This is a genomic window from Streptomyces sp. NPDC048248 (assembly GCF_043201875.1).
In the GTDB taxonomy this organism is placed as follows: domain Bacteria; phylum Actinomycetota; class Actinomycetes; order Streptomycetales; family Streptomycetaceae; genus Streptomyces.
In genome coordinates this window covers 96,564-115,801 of record NZ_JBICZL010000018.1, presented here as the reverse complement: position 1 = coordinate 115,801, position 19,238 = coordinate 96,564, and the positions used below count along the sequence as shown (strand labels likewise).

The following is a 19,238-nucleotide window of genomic DNA, read 5'->3' as shown; positions in this document are numbered from 1 at the left end:
CGGCGCAGGTGCGGTGTGGGGGAGAGGCGAGCGCCTTGGTCGCGGAGGCTGTCGTGAGTGTCGGGCGGGCCGGGCAGATCGCGAGGGCGGACAGCAGAGGCGAGCCCGCTGCCGGCGTCCGCCGAACCGGTCCCCGCGCCGAGGCGGTCCAGCCCTACTGGCGACGGCGCATCGTTGAGGCCGATGTCGTGGCGCGGACGCAGCAGTTGAGCCAGGCGGCAGGGCCGCGGCGCTCTCGACATGCGGCAGGGGGTGCGCACCGGCTGGGGGAGCCGGTCGCGGACCAATGCCTTCGGCTACCCGCCGTCGAGGCTCTCCACGGCGCGGCTGATGGTCGTCCCTGTCGCACCGCGTCCGATGGGCTCTGCGCGGTTCGGGAGGCTGCCGTGCTCCCGCGCGCCGGCCGAGGCGGCGCACACCCCGCCCACACCCCGCCCGCGTGGCCCCGGACCTGCCCCCTTGCGCACCGGCCGTAGACTGAGACGGTGTCGGGCAGGCCCCTGCTCCGCCCGGCCACCTGCTCACCACCCTCCGCGGCCGGAGCGGAAGTTCTGCCGCCCGGACACGCCGGGCCGGCGAATCGGGTCCGACCCGGATCCGGCCGCATGCCGCAGCCGACTGCGCGGTGACAGGTAGCGATCCTCGGCCGATCCGGCCGTCCGGCCGCACGCAGATCTCCCCCCTGCGGGGCCCGCTCGTCGTCATACGTCACGCAGCCGGTGCCCCGGCTCCCGCGCCGCATGTGCACCGCACAGCGCCGAACGGTGAGCACCGGCCGGTCAGCACGACCCCCGGCACCGCCGGTTCATGGTCATCAACGCGGTCTCCGTTTCGCTGTCCTCCCTGTCTCCGGCCGGGCCCACACGCGTAGCCGACCGCATCCGAGGAGACAGTTGTGAAACTCAGTGCCCTGCTCGACGCGCACGCCCACCACGTTGCCCAGGGGGACCCGGAAACGCGGATCACCGCCGGAATGACCCTCGACGTCACCCAGGTGCGGCCCGGGGCGCTCTACATCGCGGTGCCGCGCCACGAGGAGGGCGGTCCCGGAGGCATCGCGGAAGCTGTGGCGCGCGGCGCGGTGGCCGTGCTGGCGCAGAACGACGGTCCGCTGCCCGCGCAGTGGCCGGGCGCCGTCTGCCTGGTGCTGGTGGCCGACGTCCGGGCCGCAGCCGCCGTCGTCGCCTCCCGCTACTTCGGCGATCCCAGCCGCGATATGGACGTGGTGGCGATCACCGGAACGAACGGCAAGACCTCCATCTCCTACATGGTCGAGTCGGCCCTGCGCATCGCCGAAGGCGCGAAGGTGGGAGTCATCGGCACCTCCGGAAGCCGGATCGGCGGCGACCGGATCCCGATGCCCCGCTCGGTTCTGAGCACTCCGGAAGCGCCGGATCTGCAGTACCTGCTCGGCCACATGCGTGACCGGCGGACCGGAAGCGTGGTGCTGGAGGCCACGTCCATGGGCCTGCTGCAGCGGCGGTTGGATCATGTCGCCGTCGACGTCGGTGTCTTCACCAACCTGACCCAGGACCACCTCGACGACCACGGCACCATGGAGAACTACAAGAACGCCAAACTCAGCCTCTTCGAAGGGCGCTGCGACCGCGCGGTGGTCAACGCCGACGACCCGGTCAGTGCCGAGATCCTGGCCCGGATGCCCGGAGCGGTGACCACCTACGGCCTGGACGCACCCGCCGACTACCGGGCGACCGACCTCGTCGTGGACGCGGCGGGCAGCCGGTTCACGCTCCACCACGACGGGCGCAAATACCCCGCGGCGATCCCGGTCCCGGGCCCGTTCTCCGTCGCGAACGCCCTGGCCACCCTGGCGGCCTGTCATCTGCTCGGGCACGACCTCCAGGGGCTCGTGGCGGCCCTGGACCGGATGCCGCCCACCCCCGGCCGGTTCGAGCGCTACCGCACCCCGCAGGGTGCCTGTGTGATCGTCGACTACGCGCACTCCCCCGACTCCCTGGAAAAGGTCCTCGCCACGATCGCCGGCTTCGCCACCGGCCGTGTGATCACCGTCTTCGGCTGCGGCGGCGACCGGGACATCACCAAACGCGCCATCATGGGCAAGATCGCGGGGGCGCGCTCAGACCTGTGTGTCCTCACCTCGGACAACCCTCGCGGCGAGGACCCGGAAGTCATCCTCGACCAGATCGCGCCCGGTCTCGTGGCCACCGGCACGCCCTTCCACCGGGAGGCCGACCGCCGCTCGGCGATCGCGTACGCCCTGTCCGCGGCCCGGCCCGACGACATCGTGCTGGTCGCCGGGAAAGGCAGTGAGCCCCACCAGATCGTCGGTGACCAGCTGATTCCCTTCACCGACATGGCCGTGGTCCGCGAACTCTGCGCCTGACCGGCCCGGTGGACGCGACGGCGTCCTCGGCGGGGCACGGCACCGCTCCACGTGCCGGAAAGCCTTACGGCACAAGGCCATTGGCTGAAATCGCCTCTTCTCCACAGAGCCTGCCCGACCTAGCGTTGACTCCGTGACCAGATTTCATAACTGGTCACGGATACGGGGGAGCGGGTGTCGCGGCAGTTCGAGCGCGGTGAGCGCATCCTGGCAGCGGCGGGCGAATTGCTGCTCGCCTGGGGCTACCGGCGCGTGACCATCGATGAGATCGCACGTCGTGCCAAGGTCGGCAAGGGCACGGTCTACCTGCACTGGAAGACCAAGGAGTCGCTGCTCCTGGCCGTCGTGCTGAACAGCAAGACGCGCAGTCTGCGGTGGCAGCTGGAACGCATGCGCGCCGACCCCCTGGAGATTTTGCCGAGCCGGACGGCGCGCGGGTACTACCGCGACTTTCTGAGCGATCCGGTCCTGCGCGCCATGCACACCGACGATTCCGACATCCTCGGCCGCCTCAACGAACGAGCTGCCACCGAGCTGTCGGAGCTGGTGGCGGAGTCTCACCGGACGCTGCATCGCCACCTGGAGATCCTGCGGGAGCGCGGCCTCGTGCGTGACGACACCGATCCGGCTCACCAGCAGTACGCGCTGATCGCGGTGATCACCGGCTTCTTCATGAGCGAGGTATTGCTCGCCGACCGTGCCCCGGGCACCCCGGACGTACGGAGCGACATCCTCGCCCACACCATCCGCACCACGCTGGAGACCCCAGCGAGCTCCGCCGCCTCCGCCACCGCGCTCGCCACCGCGGCCGCGCCCGGGATCATCGCGCTTTACGAGCATCTGGAACGGCTCAGCGCTCGGGAAATACGGCGGCGCTGCGTCACTGACTCTCAACCAGGAGGGACCGAACGATGACCGCAGCACCCACCAACCCCTTCGCCGAGCATGTCGGCAAGCACCCCGGCGAGCCGAACGTGATGGAGCCCGCTCTCCTCGCCGACCCCTTCAGCGGTTACGGCGCGCTGCGCGAGGAGGGTCCGGTCGTCCGAGGACGCTTCCTCGACGACTCACCGGTGTGGTTCGTCACCCGCTTCGACGACGTCCGCGAGGTCTTACGCGACCAGCGTTTCGTGAACAACGGCGCGGCCGCACGGGGCGACTCCGCCGAGGACCCGCTGAGCCGGCTGATGGAGACGCTGGGCCTTCCCGTACACCTCGCCGACTACCTGCGCGGATCCATCCTCAACAACGACGCCCCCGACCACACCCGCCTGCGCCGCCTGGTGTCGCGTGCCTTCACGGCCCGCAAGATCACCGATCTGCGGCCACGTGTGCAGCAGATCGCCGACGAGCTGCTTGCCCGGCTCCCCGACCATGCAGAGAACGGCGTCGTCGACCTCATCGAGCACTTCGCCTATCCGCTCCCGATCACGGTCATCTGCGAGCTCGTGGGCATCCCGGAGGCGGACCGCCCGCAATGGCGGGCATGGAGCGCCGACCTCGTCTCGACGCAACCGGACCGGCTCGGCAAGACGTTCCCGGCGCTGGTCGAGCACATCCACGAACTGATCCGCGTCCGGCGCGGGGCGCTCACCGACGATCTGCTCAGCGAACTCATCCGCACGCACGACGACGACGGCGGCAAGCTCAGCGACGTCGAGATGGTCACCATGGTCCTCACCCTGGTCCTGGCCGGCCACGAGACCACCGCCAACCTCATCGCCAACGGCACCGCCGCGCTCCTCACCCACCCCGACCAGCGGCGCCTCCTGCAGGGCGACCCGGCACTGCTCCCACGCGCCGTCCATGAGCTGATGCGCTGGTGCGGACCCGTGCACCTGACCCAGCTGCGTTTCGCCGCCGAGGACGTGGAGCTGGGCGGCACACTCATCCGAAAGGGCGACGCCGTCCAACTCGTCCTGGTTGCCGCGAACTTCGACCCACGCCACTACGACGAACCCGAACGCCTCGATCTGACCCGGCATCCCGCGGGCCACGCCGAGAACCACGTCGGCTTCGGTCACGGAATGCACTACTGCCTGGGCGCCACCCTCGCCCGGCAGGAAGGCGAAGTCGCTTTCGGCGCTCTGCTCACGCACTTCCCCGACCTCGCGCTTGGTGTTCCGGCGGATCGTTTGGAGCGGGTGCCGTTGCCCGGCAGCTGGCGGTTGGCCGCGCTGCCGGTGCGCCTGTAGGGCGCGCCTGCCCGGGCCGGGGGAGTGGCGGGGCGCGGCGACCGGACTCCGTACGCGGAGCTGATCAAGTGGCTGTCGGTGAGGACAAGGGGCCGTGCAGCCAAGGGTGTTGCCGTTCCCGCTCGACCTGGCTTCCCTGCCCCGCGTCCGCTCTAACGTCCCCAACCAGCCCGAAGGCTCCCCGCGACAGTGCGCGCGACGCGCGCAGTGCCACGGGGAGCCTTGGGCAGAAGCAGGGCAGAGCCCTCCTCGGTCAGGACTGAGGCCGCCGACCGTGGTTGGCTCCGTTCTTACGACGTGCCTTCTTCTTACGACGCCGCTTCGACGACATGTCGTCTCCTCTCCTCGCGATGGGTTTCCCCGGTTTTCTACCATTTCATAGAGGTCTGCCACCAGGCGATCTCGAGACCGGCTACCCGGAGCTCGGCACGGCATGCTCGTGAAGCACGTCACGATCCGCGCGCCACATGTGGGGCGCGGGCACCCGTGCGTTGCGCCGGGTGCTCCGGATGCCCTCCACGAGGCAGGAGAGGCGACGTGCGTCCGCTGGGCGTAAGGGAAGGCCGCCTTTGGCGCAACGACCAAGAGCGCCCCGCTCCTTATAAGTCGCCCTGTAGCCGGGGGTGTTGACGGAGTGGACTCGCGTATCTCGCGCCGGGCGGAAGATCCCTTGACCTCAACTTGAATTGAGGTTCTACGGTCGTCGCCATGACCAAGATCTTGGTGACCGGCGCGACCGGCACCGTGGGCAGTCTCCTTGTCTCCTCGCTGGTGGAGTCGGGACGGGACGTACGCGCGCTGGTACGCGAACCGGGCAGGTCCGATCTGCCCGACGGGGCGGAAGTGGTGCAAGGAGACCTCTCGTCTCCGCAGACGCTGGAGGCGGCGCTGGACGGGGTGGGCGGTGTGTACCTGATGTGGCCCGGTATCCCCGTGGATCCCCGTGTGGTCGAGGTGATCGCCAAGCGTGCCGAGCGCGTGGTCTACCTGTCCGCCGACGTCCCGGACCTGGCGGATGACGAGCCGGCCACCATCTTCCACCAGGACATCGAGCGGCTGATCAGGAAGTCGGGTGTGAGCTGGACGTTCGTGCGGGCCATCGACTTCGCCACGAACACACTCGGGTGGGCCGACCAGATCAGGCGGGGCGTCGTGCGATGGCCGTACGGGCAGGCCGCCAGGTCGCTGATCCACGAGCGCGACATCGCGGATGTGGCCCTGCGCGCGCTCACCACCGAGGGGCACCACGGAGCCAGATACGTGATCACGGGACCCGAATCGATCACCCATGCCGAGCAGGTCAGGATCATCGGTCAGGCGATCGGGCGAGAGGTGCGCTGGGAGGACCTGCCCGTGGAGACAGCGCGGCGGCAGCTGGTGGCGTCCTGGGGCAACCCGGCGTTCGTGGAGGCCCGGCTTGAGGCATGGCGGGGGTTCGTGGACTCGCCGGAGCGGGTGACCGACACCGTGCAGCGGCTGCTGGGGCGGCCCGCCCGCACCTTCCGCTCGTGGGCGCAGGACCACGCGGACGACTTCCGCTGAAGTGGGGCGACAGGGGGCGGCTCCTCGGAACGGAGTCTCCGGGGGCGCCTCCGCCCACGGATGATCACAGGCTCCCGAGGGGAGCGGGATGGTGGAACCCCACAAACCCTGCATCGTCGACTCCGTCGATCATGACACTCCGGTAACGCCAATTCCCCTGACAGAGTGGGTGCCAAGTCAATTTCCCCCGCATCCAGACCGTGCGGGGAGTTGTCTCACTACTACAAGGGGGTTGCTTCCGTGAGTGCAGAGAACGAGGACGTGGTGATCACCGGTCTCGGGGCCACCACACCGCTCGGCGGCGACGTCGCCTCGACCTGGTCAGCGATGCTGGCCGGGCAGTCGGGGATCAGCGCGATCGAGGAAGAGTGGGCGGCCGATCTGCCGGTGCGTATCGCCGGCCGGCTCAAGGTCGAACCGACCGAGGTCCTGGACCGGGTGCAGGCGCGCCGCATGGACCGCTGTGAGCAGGTCGCGCTGGTGGCCGCCCGCGAGGCGTGGGCCGACGCGGACACACCGGACGTCGACCCGGACCGGCTGGCCGTGGTGATCGGGACCGGCACCGGGGGTGCTCTTACGATGCTCGGACAGGACGACGTACTCGAAGCCTCCGGTGTGCGGCGGGTGTCACCGCACACCGTCCCGATGTTGATGGCGAACGGCCCCGCTGCCTGGGTCAGCATCGACCTCGGTGCCCGCGGGGGCGCCCACACCCCGGTCAGTGCCTGCGCCTCCGGGGCCGAGGCCATCGCGACGGGCATGGATCTGATCCGCCTCGGCCGGGCCGACGTGGTCGTAGCCGGTGGCGCGGAAGCCTGCATCCATCCGCTACCGATGGCCGGATTCGCCCAGGCCAAGGCGCACTCGACGCGCAATGACGCGCCGGAAAGGGCATCACGGCCCTTCGACGTCGACCGCGATGGCTTCGTCATCGGTGAGGGGGCAGCCGTGGTCGTTTTGGAGCGCGCCGGGTTCGCCTCGGCCCGAGGGGCCCGTGCACACGCCAGGCTCGCCGGCGCCGGTGTCACCTCGGACGCGCACCACATCACCGCCGCTCACCCCGACGGCCAAGTACGGGCGATGCGCAGGGCCCTGACGTCCGCGGGGCTCTCCCCGCTCGCGATCGAACACGTCCACGCGCATGCGACGTCCACCCCCAAGGGAGACCTCGTCGAAACCCGGTCGGTGACCGAGGCCATCGGTACCCACCCGGCCGTCACCGCCACCAAGTCGATGACCGGGCATCTCTTCGGCGCGGCCGGAGCGATCGGCGCGATCGCCGCGATCCTCGCGGTGCGCGACGGCGTCATCCCCGCGACGCAGAACCTCGATTCCCTGGATCCGGAGGTGAAGCTGGACATCGTCTCCGGCGGGCCGCGGCAGGGTGCCCTGACGGCAGCTCTGGCCAACTCGTTCGGCTTCGGCGGCCACAACGCCTCACTGGTGTTCACGCCGGGTTCCTGACCATGTGACGACCGCATGCCCGGCCAACGGTCCACGCAGGGCCGGGCCAGGCTCCGCCGCAGCGGCTTCACCGGCCTGCGGCGGCGCCGCGGCGTCCCGGCGGCTTCCCGGCCGCCTTGTCGCGAGCTTCGCGCGGGGCCGGCTCCGCGGCCGGAGAGTACCGTGGTACTGGCTGGTGACGCGTGGTAGGCGGGCACGGCAGAGGGCTTGCCCGCGTCTGTGGTGCCGGCAGTGGGACGGATCGTATGGGCACCTCGCAAGGCAGCCGCCTCTTCGGAGACGGGTTCTTCGACCTCACCCGGACCGCCGTGGTGATGGTCGACCCGGACGGGGTGGTACGGGGCTGGACCGAGGGCGCCGAGCACCTCCTCGGCCACCCGGCGTCCCAAGCCCTCGGCAGGCCGATGGAGGAACTGTTCGCCGCGACCGAGCCCCGGCCGCCGGGGCAGGACGGGCGCTGGAGCGAACGGCTCGCGGAGGCGGGTGGCTGGAGTGGCCTGGAGGCCGTGCGCCGCCAGGACGGGCACCGCCTCGACCTGGAGCTGCGGATCCTGCCCGTCCTGGACGCCGATGCGCGTTCGCGTCGCCTGGTCATGGCAGCAGAGATCACGCGAACACCGTGGTCAGGGGTCAATCAGTCGCTGCTGGAGGGGATGTTCGGCCTGTCGCCCGTCGGCGTGGGAATGCTGGACACCGAGCTGCGCTACGTGTGGATGAACGACACCTTGGAGCGGATGGGGGGCACTCCCCGGGAGAAGCGTCTGGGGAGGCGGCTGGGAGAGGTGCAGCCCGGGCTCGCCGTGGAGTCCATCGAGGCGGAGATGCGCCGTGTGCTCGACACCGGAGCGCCGTCCGCCGGCTTCGAGTATCTCGGCCGCCCGCAGTCCGATCCCCATCGCGAGCACGCGTACTCCACCTACTTCTTCCGCCTGGAGGTCGCCTCCGGTCACCCTCTCGGCATCTGCTACATGACCCTCGACGTCACGGAGAGCTATCGGGCGCGGCGGCGGCTGGCCCTGCTGAACCGCGCCGGTGAGCGCATCGGCAGATCCCTTGACGTCCTGCAGACGGCACAGGAACTCGCGGATGTTGCGGTGCCGGACCTCGCCGACTTCGTGACCGTCGACCTCTTCGGCTCGGTGCTCGGCGGCGCCGAGCAGGCTCCCGGCCCGGTCGACGGCGCCGACCTGGTCACCCTGCGCCGTGCGGGGCAGAAGTCCGTCAGGGAAGGCTGCCCGGAAGCGGTGGTCGCCGTCGGGGAGCCGGCCGGCTACTCCCCGTCGTCCCCCGTCGTGATGGGCCTTACCAACGGCAATTCCTCGCTGGTTTCGCAGCTCGACCTTGCCGCGGGCGACTGGGCGGCGGAAGACCCCGAACGGTACGCGCATCTGCGCGGACTCGGCTTCCACTCCCTGATGGTGGTGCCGCTGCAGGCGCGAGGGATCTTCCTGGGCGCGGCCGCGTTCGCCCGGTGGCAGGCTGTAGGTCCCTTCCAGGCCGACGACCTCGTCCTCGCCGAGGAGTTCGTCACCCGCGCCGCCATCTCCATCGACAACGCCCGCAGGTATACGCGGGAACACGCCGCCGCCCTGACCCTCCAACGCAGCCTCCTGCCGCGCGAACTGCCGGAGCAGGTCGCGGTGGACGCCGCCTACCGCTATCTTCCCGCCGACTCGCGCAGCGGCGTCGGGGGCGACTGGTTCGACGTGATCCCGCTCTCCGGTGCCCGGGTCGCCCTGGTCGTCGGCGACGTGGTCGGTCACGGGCTGCACGCCGCGGCCACGATGGGCCGGCTGCGGGCCGCGGTGCAGGCGCTGGCGGGCATGGATCTGTCGCCGGAGGAAGTGCTCGCGCATCTGGACGACATGGTCAACCGGGTCGCCAGCGACACGCACGCCGACGACAGCGTGATCGGCGCGACCTGCCTGTACGCGGTGTACGACCCGGTTCGGTGCTGCTGCACCCTGGCGCGTGCCGGCCACCCGCCGCCGGTGGTGGTCAGTCCGGCGGGCGCCTCCAGGGTCCTGGACCTCCCCGCGGGCCCACCGCTCGGGTTGGGCGGCATCCCCTTCGAATCCACGGAACTCGCGCTGCCCGAGGGGAGCCTGCTCGCGCTCTACACGAACGGGCTTCTGCTGGGGAAGGCCCTCGACGTCGACGGGGGCATCACCCGGTTGCGCAGCGCCCTGGCAGCTCCGCAGGCCGCGTTGGACGACGTGTGCCAAGCGGTCGTCAGCGGTCTGCCCGGTGCCCGCCCGATCGACGACGTGGCCCTGCTGGTGGCCCGTACCCGTGCCCTGCCGCAGGCGCAGGTGGCGACGTGGGACATCCCCGCGGATCCCTCCGCGGTGTCCGAGGCCCGGCGGAAGGCCGCGGGCAAGCTCGCCGAGTGGGGCCTCGAAGAGTTCGGTTACTCGGTGGAGCTGATCGTCAGTGAGCTGGTCACCAACGCCATCCGGCACGCGTCCACCCCGATCGGTCTGCGGATCATCCGGGCACGCGATCTGATCTGCGAGGTGTCGGACCACAGCAGCACCTCGCCGCACCTGCGTCATGCACTGGCCACCGACGAGGGTGGCCGCGGACTGTTCCTCATCGCGCAGTTCGCCCAGCGGTGGGGCACGCGTTACACCGCCGACGGCAAGATCATTTCTGCTGAGCTGTCGCTTGAGACCGTGGCGGACGTGTGCGGTACGGAAGACCTGGACGACCTGATGGAACGCTTCGGCGAACCGGCCCCGCTCAACGACCCCGACGCGTGAGACCACCCCGCCGCGTACCGGAGGGCAGGAGCACGCGCCGGCAAGGGTCGGCCCAGTGACCGGACTCGGGGCCCACCTCACCGGCTTCGGCCGCCGGCCGAGGCCATGCCGAGCCAGGTGTGCGGATTGCCCTCCCAGCACCATCCGAGCTTCGGGGCACCCTTGCTGATCCACAGGGCCGGGACCCGGCGGTCCCCGAAGCGGCTGCCGCCGAGCGAGAAACACTTGTTCTTGGCCAGTGCCTGAGGGAATTGGGTGAGGAGGGCGATGCCCTCCTCGATGGTGAGCGGGGTGCGTCCCCGCTCAGCGACGGTGGCGAGGGCGTCCACCGGGACGGCGCCACAGAATTCCTCGCCCCGCTCGACATCGAAGGCGACGTACATCTCGCCTTCGGGAAGCGCCAGTTCCTTGAGCGACACGAAGCGCTCCAGCTCGCCCGGGGCGTAGAAGCGCTCGATGACGCCGGGGCTGCGCTTGCCCGCGAGTGTGGTCAGCGGGACGGCTTCCTCCAGGGGGACCAGTGCCCTGGTGACCACCAGCAGGAACGGCACCCGGCTGTCGCTCGGCGACGCCTGCGTCGCCGCCCGGGCGAGCACGGGCTCGCGCAGTGGCTCGACGAGCGCGTGGAATTCGGTCTCCGTCATCCCGGCAAGACCCGGATACCCCTTGGAAACCAGGGTGTTGACCTGGCGATCGAACTCCGCACGGGCGTCGAATGCAGTCATGGGGACCCTTCTGTGGCGGCGAGGTCAAACTTACTACGGACGTAAAGTTACGCCGAGAGCGGCGTATGCGTCAAGGGTAAATTTACGTCGGGTGTAAGCTTGCTCCATGGGCATCGAACCGGCGGGGCTTCGCGCATCCAAGAAGCAAGAAACCAGGCAGCTCATCTCCGATTGCGCGACCAGGCTGTTCATCGAGAACGGCTTCGAGTCGACGACGATCGCCGAGATCGCGGCGGCCTCCCGGGTCGCCAAGAAAACGGTCACCAACTACTACGCCCGCAAGGAGGACTTGGCCTTCGATCACCAGGAGGAGTTCATCGGGGGTCTCGCCACCGCCGTCTCGCGCCGTGCCGAAGGGGAGTCCGCGCTGGAGGCATTGCTCCGCGAGTTCCTCGCCGGTGTGGAGCGGCGTGATCCGGTGATCGGGTTCTCCGGGGAGGAGTTCGCCCGGATGATCGCGGACAGCCCCACGCTGCTGGCCCGCCTGCGCGACATGCACGACCAGCGGGAGGCCGCGCTCGCCGCCCTCCTCGCCGCCGAGACCGGCGCCGATCCCGACGACATCACGCCCCGGGCGGCCGCCGCCCAACTGGGCAGCGCCCACCGGATCCTGTTCCAGCAGATCCTGGAGCTGACCCTGGAAGGGCGAAGCGACGAGCGGATCGCCGAGACGGTGACCGAAGCAGCCCATCGCGTCTTCGCGCTGCTGGCCGGCGGCCCGCTCGCCGATTACGCCGCGAAATGACGGCGGCGCGACCCGTCATGGGCAACGGCATCGGAACCGCTTCCGAGGCTCCCTCCGGCGCCGCCTGCCACAACAACCCCTCCAGTGCGAAGATTTGGCATCTGCGGACAACTGCGCATCGTCCCTGAACGTGACGCCTCCTCGTCCCCGTACTGACCCTCGACCGACCCCGGGCCCCTGGGGGTTCACGATCGAGGACAGGAGTGGTGGATGTCCCGGAAGAGAAGAGTTGGTCGGACCCAGAAGATCATCGTGGGTGTCAGCGCCGCCGCACTGGTCGGTGGTGTCGCCATCACGATGACGGGCACCAGCCACGCGTCGGCGGCCTGCGAAGGGCTGGCTGCGGCCCTGAGCCGCAATGAGCAGTTCATCGCCGCGCAGCAGGCCGATCCGGACGCCCAGTCGGAAGCCCGTATCGCCAATCGCAAGGCGGTGATCGCACAGATCGGTGAGCAGCAGAAGGCAGCGGGCTGTTCGGAAGGCGGAGGTGACGAGGCCGCCGCACCGCCGACCGATGACGCACCACCCGCATCGGCGGCACCCTCCGCATCGGCGGAACCGCCCGCATCGGCCGATCCTTCGGCGTCGGCCGAGCCGCCCGGTCAAGGCGGTGCGGACCCGTCCGCCGGGCCGGACGACCAAGCGCAGGACCCGGCGCAGCCCGCCGCCGACGTCGTCTGCAAGGGCTCGACGGTGACGCTCTCCGGCGAGGGCGGCGCACCGGCGGCCTCCAGCGGTGACTTCCCGACGGGTACCGAACTGAAGGTGACGAACCTGGACAACAACAAGTCGACGACGGTGTCCGTCACTTCGGCGTCGGGCAGCTGCGTGCTCCTCAACAACGCCGCATTCGAGCAGGTGCGGGAACCAGGCAAATTCCTCATCCGCCGTGCCGTGATCGAACGGGTGGAGTAGAGGGGGATGATGAGGGCCCCGGCCCGGCAAGCGGCCGGGGCCCGTTCACCCGGTGGCGTTCGCGGCGCGCAAGCGGTGAACAAGCGGTCGATGAGAGTTGTGGCGTCAGCGGCTGACAGGACGCAGCGGTTCGGCGTGTGCCGGAGCGGCGTCGCAGGGCTCAGCGGTCGGAGTAGCTGAAGTCGCCCACCGTCCAGGCGCTGACGTCGGCGAGGGCGACGCGGTACATGCCGCCGGTCTCGGGAATCCCGACCGTCCCCTGAAGAATGCGCGCGACATGGAAATGCAGGTGTGTGGGCGGCGTCACGGGCTCTGCGGAGGGGGTGTCCTCGCTACCCGAGGTGAAGAGGGCGGAGAACGAACCGAGCCGCTCCGATTCCTGCAGCACCTCGGCCACGCGTTGCCTCCACACGGCCTCCGGCGCCAGGCGTCCGGTGAGGACGGTGCCGTGGACCACCACAGTGAGGGACATCTGAGTGCTCTGCTCCGACTCCACCCTGGAGGCGATGTCGACGAGCAGCACATCGGGCTTCGACATGACCGCAGACTTTACTACGCAGGGGCGCCGCGCAGGGCTGCGCGGGGTACCCGTCGGCGACCGGCCGCCGGGGCGGCTCCGCCATCGCAAAGCCGCCGAGCCCACGAGCTCCGGCTGCTCACCCGGAACGGGACGTACGGCGCCGACGTGTACGGCGGCAGGCGCAGCCGGCGGCACCGTCGCGGATCTGGCGGTAGGTGGGATTGACGTCGCGGCCGCAGTGCGCGCAACGGCAGGGCCACGGATCGTAGGCACCGGGACACGGCACGAGGGGGATCAGACCGGCGGTCTGCATCAGGCGCTCCGCGACGGTGCCAGGACCGGCTCCTGAGGGTGGGTCGGCCGGCTGCCGGGGGAGCGGCGGCGCGGGTGCGGGCGTGGGCACTGCCTGCGTTCCTCTTTGTGCCTGCGGCTGTGCCGGGAGCTGTGCCCGTGCCGGAAGCGTCGCCTGGGGCTGTGCCTGTGCCGGGGGCTGGTGTTGTGCGAGGACCTGTTGTTCCGGGGAGGGCGGAGGCGCGGAAGGACGCGGGGCCGGCACCGGCGGGGCATAGTCGCTTGCGTGCCACTGGTGAAGGCAGTCGGCGCACCACCACAGCAGTTCACCGCCTCCGTAGACGCCCTCGTCCTCCCACAGGAGGTCGCTACCACCGCAGGAGGGGCAGGGGGCCTCGGGAGCGCGGCGGCGGCGCGAGGGGAGGTTCATGAGGGGGACCTGGTCATCGTTCTCCGGCTTCGTCTGCTCGGTGTGGCGTTGTCGCAAGGATCCTTCGTCGGGCGGCAATCGGTCGGCACATCGCCCGGCCGGCCCGTCGTACGGACTTGTGGCATTAAGGCACTCATTCCCCGTTCGTGGCCAGGCCACCGTCCGAGGAGGGGGCGGCATGCGAGCCGTAGGGGGTCGATGAGCACCGCCGACCTGTCCAGCTGACCCCTGCCGCTGCCCGCCACCAGGGGTCACCCGTACGAGGGGTGGGGCGTGTTGTCCGGGTGACACCTCACATCACGTATGACCGCATCGGGTACATCGAGAGCCCCATAGGCGGCTCAGCGAAGAAGGAGACTTCATGCGCCTCGCACTCGCCACATCCGTTGTCGGCGTTCTCACGGGTGTGCTGGCCGCGGCAGCTCCCGTGGCGCTCGCCGACTCCGTGGCACCCGGAGCGGTCGGTCCGGGCGACACCGTGACCGTCACCGTCAGATGCGCGCCCTCCGGTGTGGTCACCAGCACGATCTCGGGTAACAGCCAGGCGCTGGCCCAGGGCCGTTTCGTCCTGCACAGGACCGGCGGCACGGGCGACGCCACCTACCGTGGCCAGGCCAAGATCGCCTCCCGGGCGGCGGGCGGGCAGTACCACATCGACGGCACCTGCCCGGACGAGAGGACATGGTCCGTCAAGGTCAACGTCAAGCCCCGCAAGCAGGCCGAATCCGCCCGCCCGACGACCGTCACGAGGCCCCCGAACGCCGCCCCTCGCACTCACACGGGCCCTGTCGGTGACACCGTCGGGCCGGGCAGTGCCACGCTGTCCGACTCCGCCAACCCTGCGCTGCCCCCGGCCAGCTACGTCGTGTGAGCCCCTCGCGCGGCGCCCGCCCCGCGCGCCGCGTCCCGTGATCGGCGGCCGGACGGGACGTGGCCGTTGACGACGAACAGTTCGGACGTACGACCTGTGGCCGTGGTCACCGGTGCGGACCCGGCATCGGCGCGACTCCCTGCAGCGAGCCCCGCCGCACAGGGCAGGGATGTCGGCATCGCCCGGCACCGCGACCGTGAAGGTGCCGAATCAACGGCGGTGGAGGTGCGTGGCGCCGAATGCCGGGCGGAGACCGAAACCGCCGATGCGCTGGGGAAGCCGGTCCGAATGTCCGGGCGAGTGCCGGGTAGCCGGGTCTGTGACCGACCGGCGAACGCGATCAAGGGCACAAGGAGTTCCACCGTGCTGATGGCTCACCCCGCAGTGCTGCGCAAGCTCATCGAGCAGTACGAGGTGCTGAAGGTTCTCCACGCTGAGGAGGGCAGCGTCGAGGTACGGCAGCGGCTGGACGATGTGGAGTACAGCCTGTGCATCGCCACCGGCACGCGGGATGTGGACGCCGCGCTGATCGCCGCGCGTCACGGGCTGCCCGGTGCTCGGGTGAAGGATGATTCCCTCCTGGCCCGCTGAGTCATCGGCTGCTCACCCACGACCCGTACCCGCCCAGGTCTCTTGCCCCCACTCCGTGAGTACCGGATCAAGGGTGTTCAGGGGGCCGGCATTTGCGCACGGCCACCAGTACCCCCGTCCAAGCTGCGCGGCGGCGCCGAACGCGTGGTTGGTGCCGTGTTCGGGAGCCCCCGCCCGTCCGGGTTGGTAGGGATCACGGCATGAGCAGAGCGAGCGCAGCGGAGACGGTTCCGGAGCCCAGCGCCACGACGTCAGAGGGTCGGGCGGCGATGCGACCGCGACTCGGCGGATGTGGGTGTGGTGCACCGACCGGCGGGCGGTGGGTGAGGGACCGGACGAGGGCGAAGGCTGCCGATTCTGCGCTGACGAGGAGGTAGGGGAGGCAGTTCCATGGGCGTTTGGCTCTCTGCCGTCTTCGCAGTGCTCGCGGCGCTCAGCAACGCCCTGGCCACGGTCCTGCAGCGGCGCGCCGCGCGCACGCTCCCGGTCTCGGCCAAGTTGCGTCTCGGCCTGCTCGTCGATCTGCTGCACCGGGTCGTGTGGTTGGGCGGCATGCTCGCGGTTATCGCTGCCGCCTGCTTTCAGGCACTGGCATTGTCACAGGGCGCGCTGTCGGTGGTGCAGCCCCTCTTCATCCTCGAACTGCCGCTCGCCCTGCTCATCGGGCGGGTGCTTCTGGGGGGAACGGTCTCCCGCGGCGGCTGGGTGGGCGTAGGGCTGATCGTCGTCGGGCTCGGCTCGGCGCTTACGGCTGCCGCGCCCACCGTCGGCAACGACCACGCGCCGGTGAGCCGTTGGGTGCCCGCGCTCGTGGTGTGCGCGGTGGCGATCATGGCTGCGGTCGGTGCGGCGCTGCGCCGTGGCGCCGGGGGAGTACGGGCGGCCTGCTTCGGTGCGGCCACGGCCATCGCCTACGCGCTCACCGCGGCTTTGATGAAGGACGCCACGTACGCCTGGGAGGTCGGGGGCCCCGCCGGATTCTTCCTCTCCTGGCAGACATACGGTTTCGCGCTCGTCGGTGTCCTGGCGCTCTTCCTCCTGGAGAACGCCATGCAGTCGGGCCCACTGACCGCCTCGCAGCCGGTCCTCACTCTCGGGGACGCGCTGGTGAGCCTGTCCTTGGGCGTCACCCTGTTCGACGAACGTGTACGGACCGGCTGGTGGCTCCTCGCCGAGGGTGCGGGAGTGGCGCTGATCCTGTGGGGCGCCGTCCTGCTCTCCCGTGTCGCGCTGGCCCGGGACCTGGTGGGTGGTGAAGGCGGCACCCCTACCGCGGAACGTGCGGCCGGGACGCACCCTGGCCCCGGGGAGATGTGAGGGCGCGTCACGGGCGGGGCACGACGCGCCGATTCGACGCAGGCCGACCGCTCTCCCGTACGTCACAGCGGTCCCGGTAACGCAACGCGGCATCAAAGGCGCGTAAAGATTGCCGGGATCAGGCAATGTGCATGTCCGGCTGGGTATGAGACGCTCCTTCTGTTCACGCGATTGTTGAAAACGGGGGAGGGCAGCCGGGTGAACTGGTTTCTCGGGCTCGGCATCGCGGGGGTGGCGCTCCTGCTTCTCGCGCTGGTCTTCGACGGAATCCTCGAAGGGCTCTTCGGCGGATTTCTGGGCGGATTCTTCGACGGACTGCTGTCGCTCCCGGTCGTCGCCGGCTTCCTGTCGATGTTCGGTTTCAGCGGCGCGATCGTATGGGGCGGCGCAGGGCTCGGAGTGGGCGCGGCCGTGGGGGTCGGCGCGGCGGCCGGGGTCGCCGCGGGATGGCTGGCGTGGAAGTTCAGCCGCGTCCTGATGCGGGATCAGACCGACCCGGTGCCCCGGCACGAGGATCTGGTCGGCACGGCCGGATCGGTGGTGACGGCCATTCCCGCCGACGGCTACGGGGAAGTGCTGCTGCGACTCGCGGGTCATCCCGTGAAACTGGCGGCCAGGAGCGAGCAACCCGTCGCCCGGGGCGCCGAGATCTGGGTGGAGGCGTCGCTGTCGTCCACCTCTGTCGCGGTCCGCCCCGTGGAGCGCTGACCAGCTTCCCGGACGTCCCCATGACCGTCCGCCCGCCACCGTCCGCGTCGAGTCCGGCCGGTCGGCCGACCCGGGGCCCGGAAGGCCAGGGAACCGCGGTCACCGCCACGCCCGTGGCCACACCCATTTCCGTACCCGCAGCCGCCGATTCAGGCTCAGCCCGTCACTCCTACCCACACGTCCTCAGCACTCGTCCTCGACCACTTGTCCTCAGCGTCACTCGGCGCACACCATCACCGCCCACCTTCCAATTGCCTCCGTGGGGAGGCACGGGGGAACAGCATGAACTCAGTAGTTGTCGCCGTCGTAGGGGTCGTCGTACTCCTCGTCCTGCTCGCCCTTGTGGTGATCACCCGTTACAAGGTCGCGGGCCCCAACGAGGCGTTCATCATCACCGGCCGCCGCGGCAAGAAGTCCACCGACCCGGCGACCGGGCGCGTCAGCATCGACAACAGCGGCCAGAAGGTCGTCGTCGGTGGTGGCGTGTTCGTCGTCCCGTTCGTCCAGCAGCGGTTCTCCCTGGACCTGTCCAGCCGGCACATCCCGGTCGCGGTCAGGGGCGCCGTCACGCTGCGCGGTGTGAAGGCCAACCTCGACGGCGTCGCGATCGTCAAGGTCGGCGGCAGCGAGGACGCCATCCGCGCCGCGGCTCAGCGCTTCCTGCAGCAGCAGAAGGGCATCGTCGGCTTCACCCAGGAAGTGCTCTCGGGTGCGCTGCGCGCCATCGTCGGCCGGATGTCGGTCGAGGACATCATTCGCGACCGTGCGGCGTTCGCCGGCCAGGTGGCCGAGGAAGCGGAGGCCAGCCTTTCCGGTCAGGGCCTGATCCTGGACGCCTTCCAGATCCAGGACATCACCACCGAAGGCTCCTACCTGGAGGACCTGGGACGCCCCGAAGCCGCCCGGGCCCGGCAGGAGGCCGACATCGCCGAGGCCAACGCCAAGCGGGCCTCGGAGCAGGCCCGGCTCAAGGCGGCCGAGGAGATCGCCATCGCCGAGCGGACCTTCTACCTGAAGCAGGCCGAGATCAGGGTGGAGACCGAGGCGGCCGCGGCCCAGGCCGACGCGGCGGGCCCGCTCGCCGAGGCCGCGCGCCGGCAGGAGATCCTCTCGGAGCAGGAGAAGGTGGCCGAGCGTCAGGCGGCGCTGACCGACCGCGAGCTCGACACCAAGGTCCGCAAGCCGGCCGACGCCGCGCGCTACCAGGCAGAGCAGGAGGCCGAGGCCCGTCGTATCGCCCAGGTCAAGGAGGCCGAGGCGGAGGCGCAGCGGTCCCGGCTGACCGGTGAGGGTGAGAAGCTGCACCGCGCGGCGCTCGCCGAGGCCGTACGGATCGAGGGTGAGGCCGAGGCCGCCGCGATCGCCGCGAAGGGCGCGGCCGAGGCGGCGGCGATGCAGAAGAAGGCCGACGCCTTCTCGCAGTACGGTGACGCGGCGATCCTCCAGATGCTGGTCGAGGTGCTCCCGCAGGTCGTCGCCAAGGCGTCCGAACCGCTGAGCGCCGTGGACAAGATGACCGTGATCTCCACGGACGGCGCGAGCCAGCTGTCCCGCACGGTTGCCGACAACGTCGCCCAGGGGATGGAGCTGCTCAACTCCACCACGGGCGTCGATCTGGCCGAGCTGCTCAAGGGCGTCACCCAGCGTGGTTCCGCCGTCAAGCCCGCCGCCGCACCCGCAGCCGAAGGGGCGCCCCTCAACGGGCAGATCCCGATCACGGACTGAGGTCCACGCGGCCCGAGGGAAGATGCGGAGCCCGGTCGGCGGTGGAGCCGACCGGGCTCCGCACGTCGAGGC

At 70.3% G+C, this 19,238-nt stretch carries 16 protein-coding genes; 13 read left to right on the top strand and 3 right to left on the bottom strand.

The annotated features are described in order from the left end of the window. Window positions 1–895 precede the first annotated feature (895 nt). The 3 genes from ACGFZW_RS32065 to ACGFZW_RS32055 all read left to right on the top strand — a co-directional run bounded on the left by ACGFZW_RS32065 (window position 896) and on the right by ACGFZW_RS32055 (window position 4,560). Complete coding sequence (locus tag ACGFZW_RS32065) at window positions 896–2,365, top strand: UDP-N-acetylmuramoyl-L-alanyl-D-glutamate--2,6-diaminopimelate ligase (RefSeq protein ID WP_393896791.1); 1,470 nt, start codon at window positions 896–898, stop codon at window positions 2,363–2,365. Between the two features lie 174 nt (window positions 2,366–2,539). After that, a complete protein-coding gene (locus ACGFZW_RS32060) occupies window positions 2,540–3,280 on the top strand; it encodes a TetR/AcrR family transcriptional regulator (RefSeq protein WP_393896790.1) in 741 nt (246 codons plus the stop codon). Then, a complete protein-coding gene (locus ACGFZW_RS32055) occupies window positions 3,277–4,560 on the top strand; it encodes a cytochrome P450 (protein WP_393896789.1) in 1,284 nt (427 codons plus the stop codon). The genes ACGFZW_RS32060 and ACGFZW_RS32055 overlap by 4 nt, the downstream gene beginning before the upstream one ends. A gap of 253 nt (window positions 4,561–4,813) precedes the next feature. Here the strand turns inward: ACGFZW_RS32055 and ACGFZW_RS32050 are convergent, their stop codons facing one another. Then, complete coding sequence (locus ACGFZW_RS32050) at window positions 4,814–4,891, bottom strand: 50S ribosomal protein bL37 (RefSeq protein WP_372486533.1); 78 nt, start codon at window positions 4,889–4,891, stop codon at window positions 4,814–4,816. A 377-nt stretch (window positions 4,892–5,268) separates the two neighbouring features. Here ACGFZW_RS32050 and ACGFZW_RS32045 point away from each other — a divergent pair, with 377 nt between their 5' ends. The 3 genes from ACGFZW_RS32045 (at window position 5,269) to ACGFZW_RS32035 (ending at window position 10,328) form a co-directional block, all read left to right on the top strand. Next, window positions 5,269–6,102 (top strand): NmrA family NAD(P)-binding protein, encoded by an 834-nt coding sequence (locus ACGFZW_RS32045; protein ID WP_393896788.1) that lies wholly within the window; start codon window positions 5,269–5,271, stop codon window positions 6,100–6,102. A gap of 240 nt (window positions 6,103–6,342) precedes the next feature. Beyond that, a complete protein-coding gene (locus ACGFZW_RS32040; protein ID WP_393896787.1) occupies window positions 6,343–7,566 on the top strand; it encodes a beta-ketoacyl-[acyl-carrier-protein] synthase family protein in 1,224 nt (407 codons plus the stop codon). 245 nt (window positions 7,567–7,811) lie between these two features. Continuing rightward, on the top strand, window positions 7,812–10,328 hold the full coding sequence (locus ACGFZW_RS32035; protein ID WP_393896786.1) for a SpoIIE family protein phosphatase: 2,517 nt from the start codon (window positions 7,812–7,814) through the stop codon (window positions 10,326–10,328). A 77-nt stretch (window positions 10,329–10,405) separates the two neighbouring features. On the opposite strand, the gene ACGFZW_RS32030 is transcribed toward ACGFZW_RS32035, so the two are convergent. Further along, window positions 10,406–11,053, bottom strand: a complete 648-nt coding sequence (locus ACGFZW_RS32030; protein ID WP_393896785.1) for a DUF5701 family protein — start codon at window positions 11,051–11,053, stop codon at window positions 10,406–10,408. Window positions 11,054–11,159: 106 nt separating this feature from the next. Between ACGFZW_RS32030 and ACGFZW_RS32025 the strand changes: the two genes are divergently transcribed. Further along, a complete protein-coding gene (locus ACGFZW_RS32025) occupies window positions 11,160–11,798 on the top strand; it encodes a TetR/AcrR family transcriptional regulator (RefSeq protein ID WP_393896784.1) in 639 nt (212 codons plus the stop codon). 210 nt (window positions 11,799–12,008) lie between these two features. Beyond that, complete coding sequence (locus ACGFZW_RS32020) at window positions 12,009–12,713, top strand: hypothetical protein (protein WP_393896783.1); 705 nt, start codon at window positions 12,009–12,011, stop codon at window positions 12,711–12,713. Window positions 12,714–12,873: 160 nt separating this feature from the next. Here ACGFZW_RS32020 and ACGFZW_RS32015 read toward each other — a convergent pair whose 3' ends face one another. Next, the gene (locus tag ACGFZW_RS32015; protein ID WP_393896782.1) at window positions 12,874–13,251 is read right to left on the bottom strand and encodes a hypothetical protein; all 378 of its coding nucleotides are present in this window, start codon (window positions 13,249–13,251) and stop codon (window positions 12,874–12,876) included. A gap of 1,064 nt (window positions 13,252–14,315) precedes the next feature. Here ACGFZW_RS32015 and ACGFZW_RS32010 point away from each other — a divergent pair. From ACGFZW_RS32010 to ACGFZW_RS31990, 5 genes are all read left to right on the top strand, one after another. Then, complete coding sequence (locus tag ACGFZW_RS32010) at window positions 14,316–14,825, top strand: hypothetical protein (RefSeq protein ID WP_393896781.1); 510 nt, start codon at window positions 14,316–14,318, stop codon at window positions 14,823–14,825. 363 nt (window positions 14,826–15,188) lie between these two features. Next, window positions 15,189–15,416, top strand: a complete 228-nt coding sequence (locus ACGFZW_RS32005; RefSeq protein ID WP_393896780.1) for a DUF5133 domain-containing protein — start codon at window positions 15,189–15,191, stop codon at window positions 15,414–15,416. 390 nt (window positions 15,417–15,806) lie between these two features. Further along, complete coding sequence (locus ACGFZW_RS32000; protein WP_393896779.1) at window positions 15,807–16,733, top strand: DMT family transporter; 927 nt, start codon at window positions 15,807–15,809, stop codon at window positions 16,731–16,733. Window positions 16,734–16,931: 198 nt separating this feature from the next. Beyond that, window positions 16,932–17,441: a hypothetical protein gene (locus tag ACGFZW_RS31995; protein ID WP_393896778.1), complete on the top strand. Its 510-nt coding sequence runs from the start codon at window positions 16,932–16,934 to the stop codon at window positions 17,439–17,441. Between the two features lie 282 nt (window positions 17,442–17,723). After that, window positions 17,724–19,166, top strand: coding sequence for a flotillin family protein (locus ACGFZW_RS31990; protein WP_393896777.1), 1,443 nt, complete (start codon window positions 17,724–17,726; stop codon window positions 19,164–19,166). The last annotated feature ends 72 nt before the right edge of the window (window positions 19,167–19,238 follow it).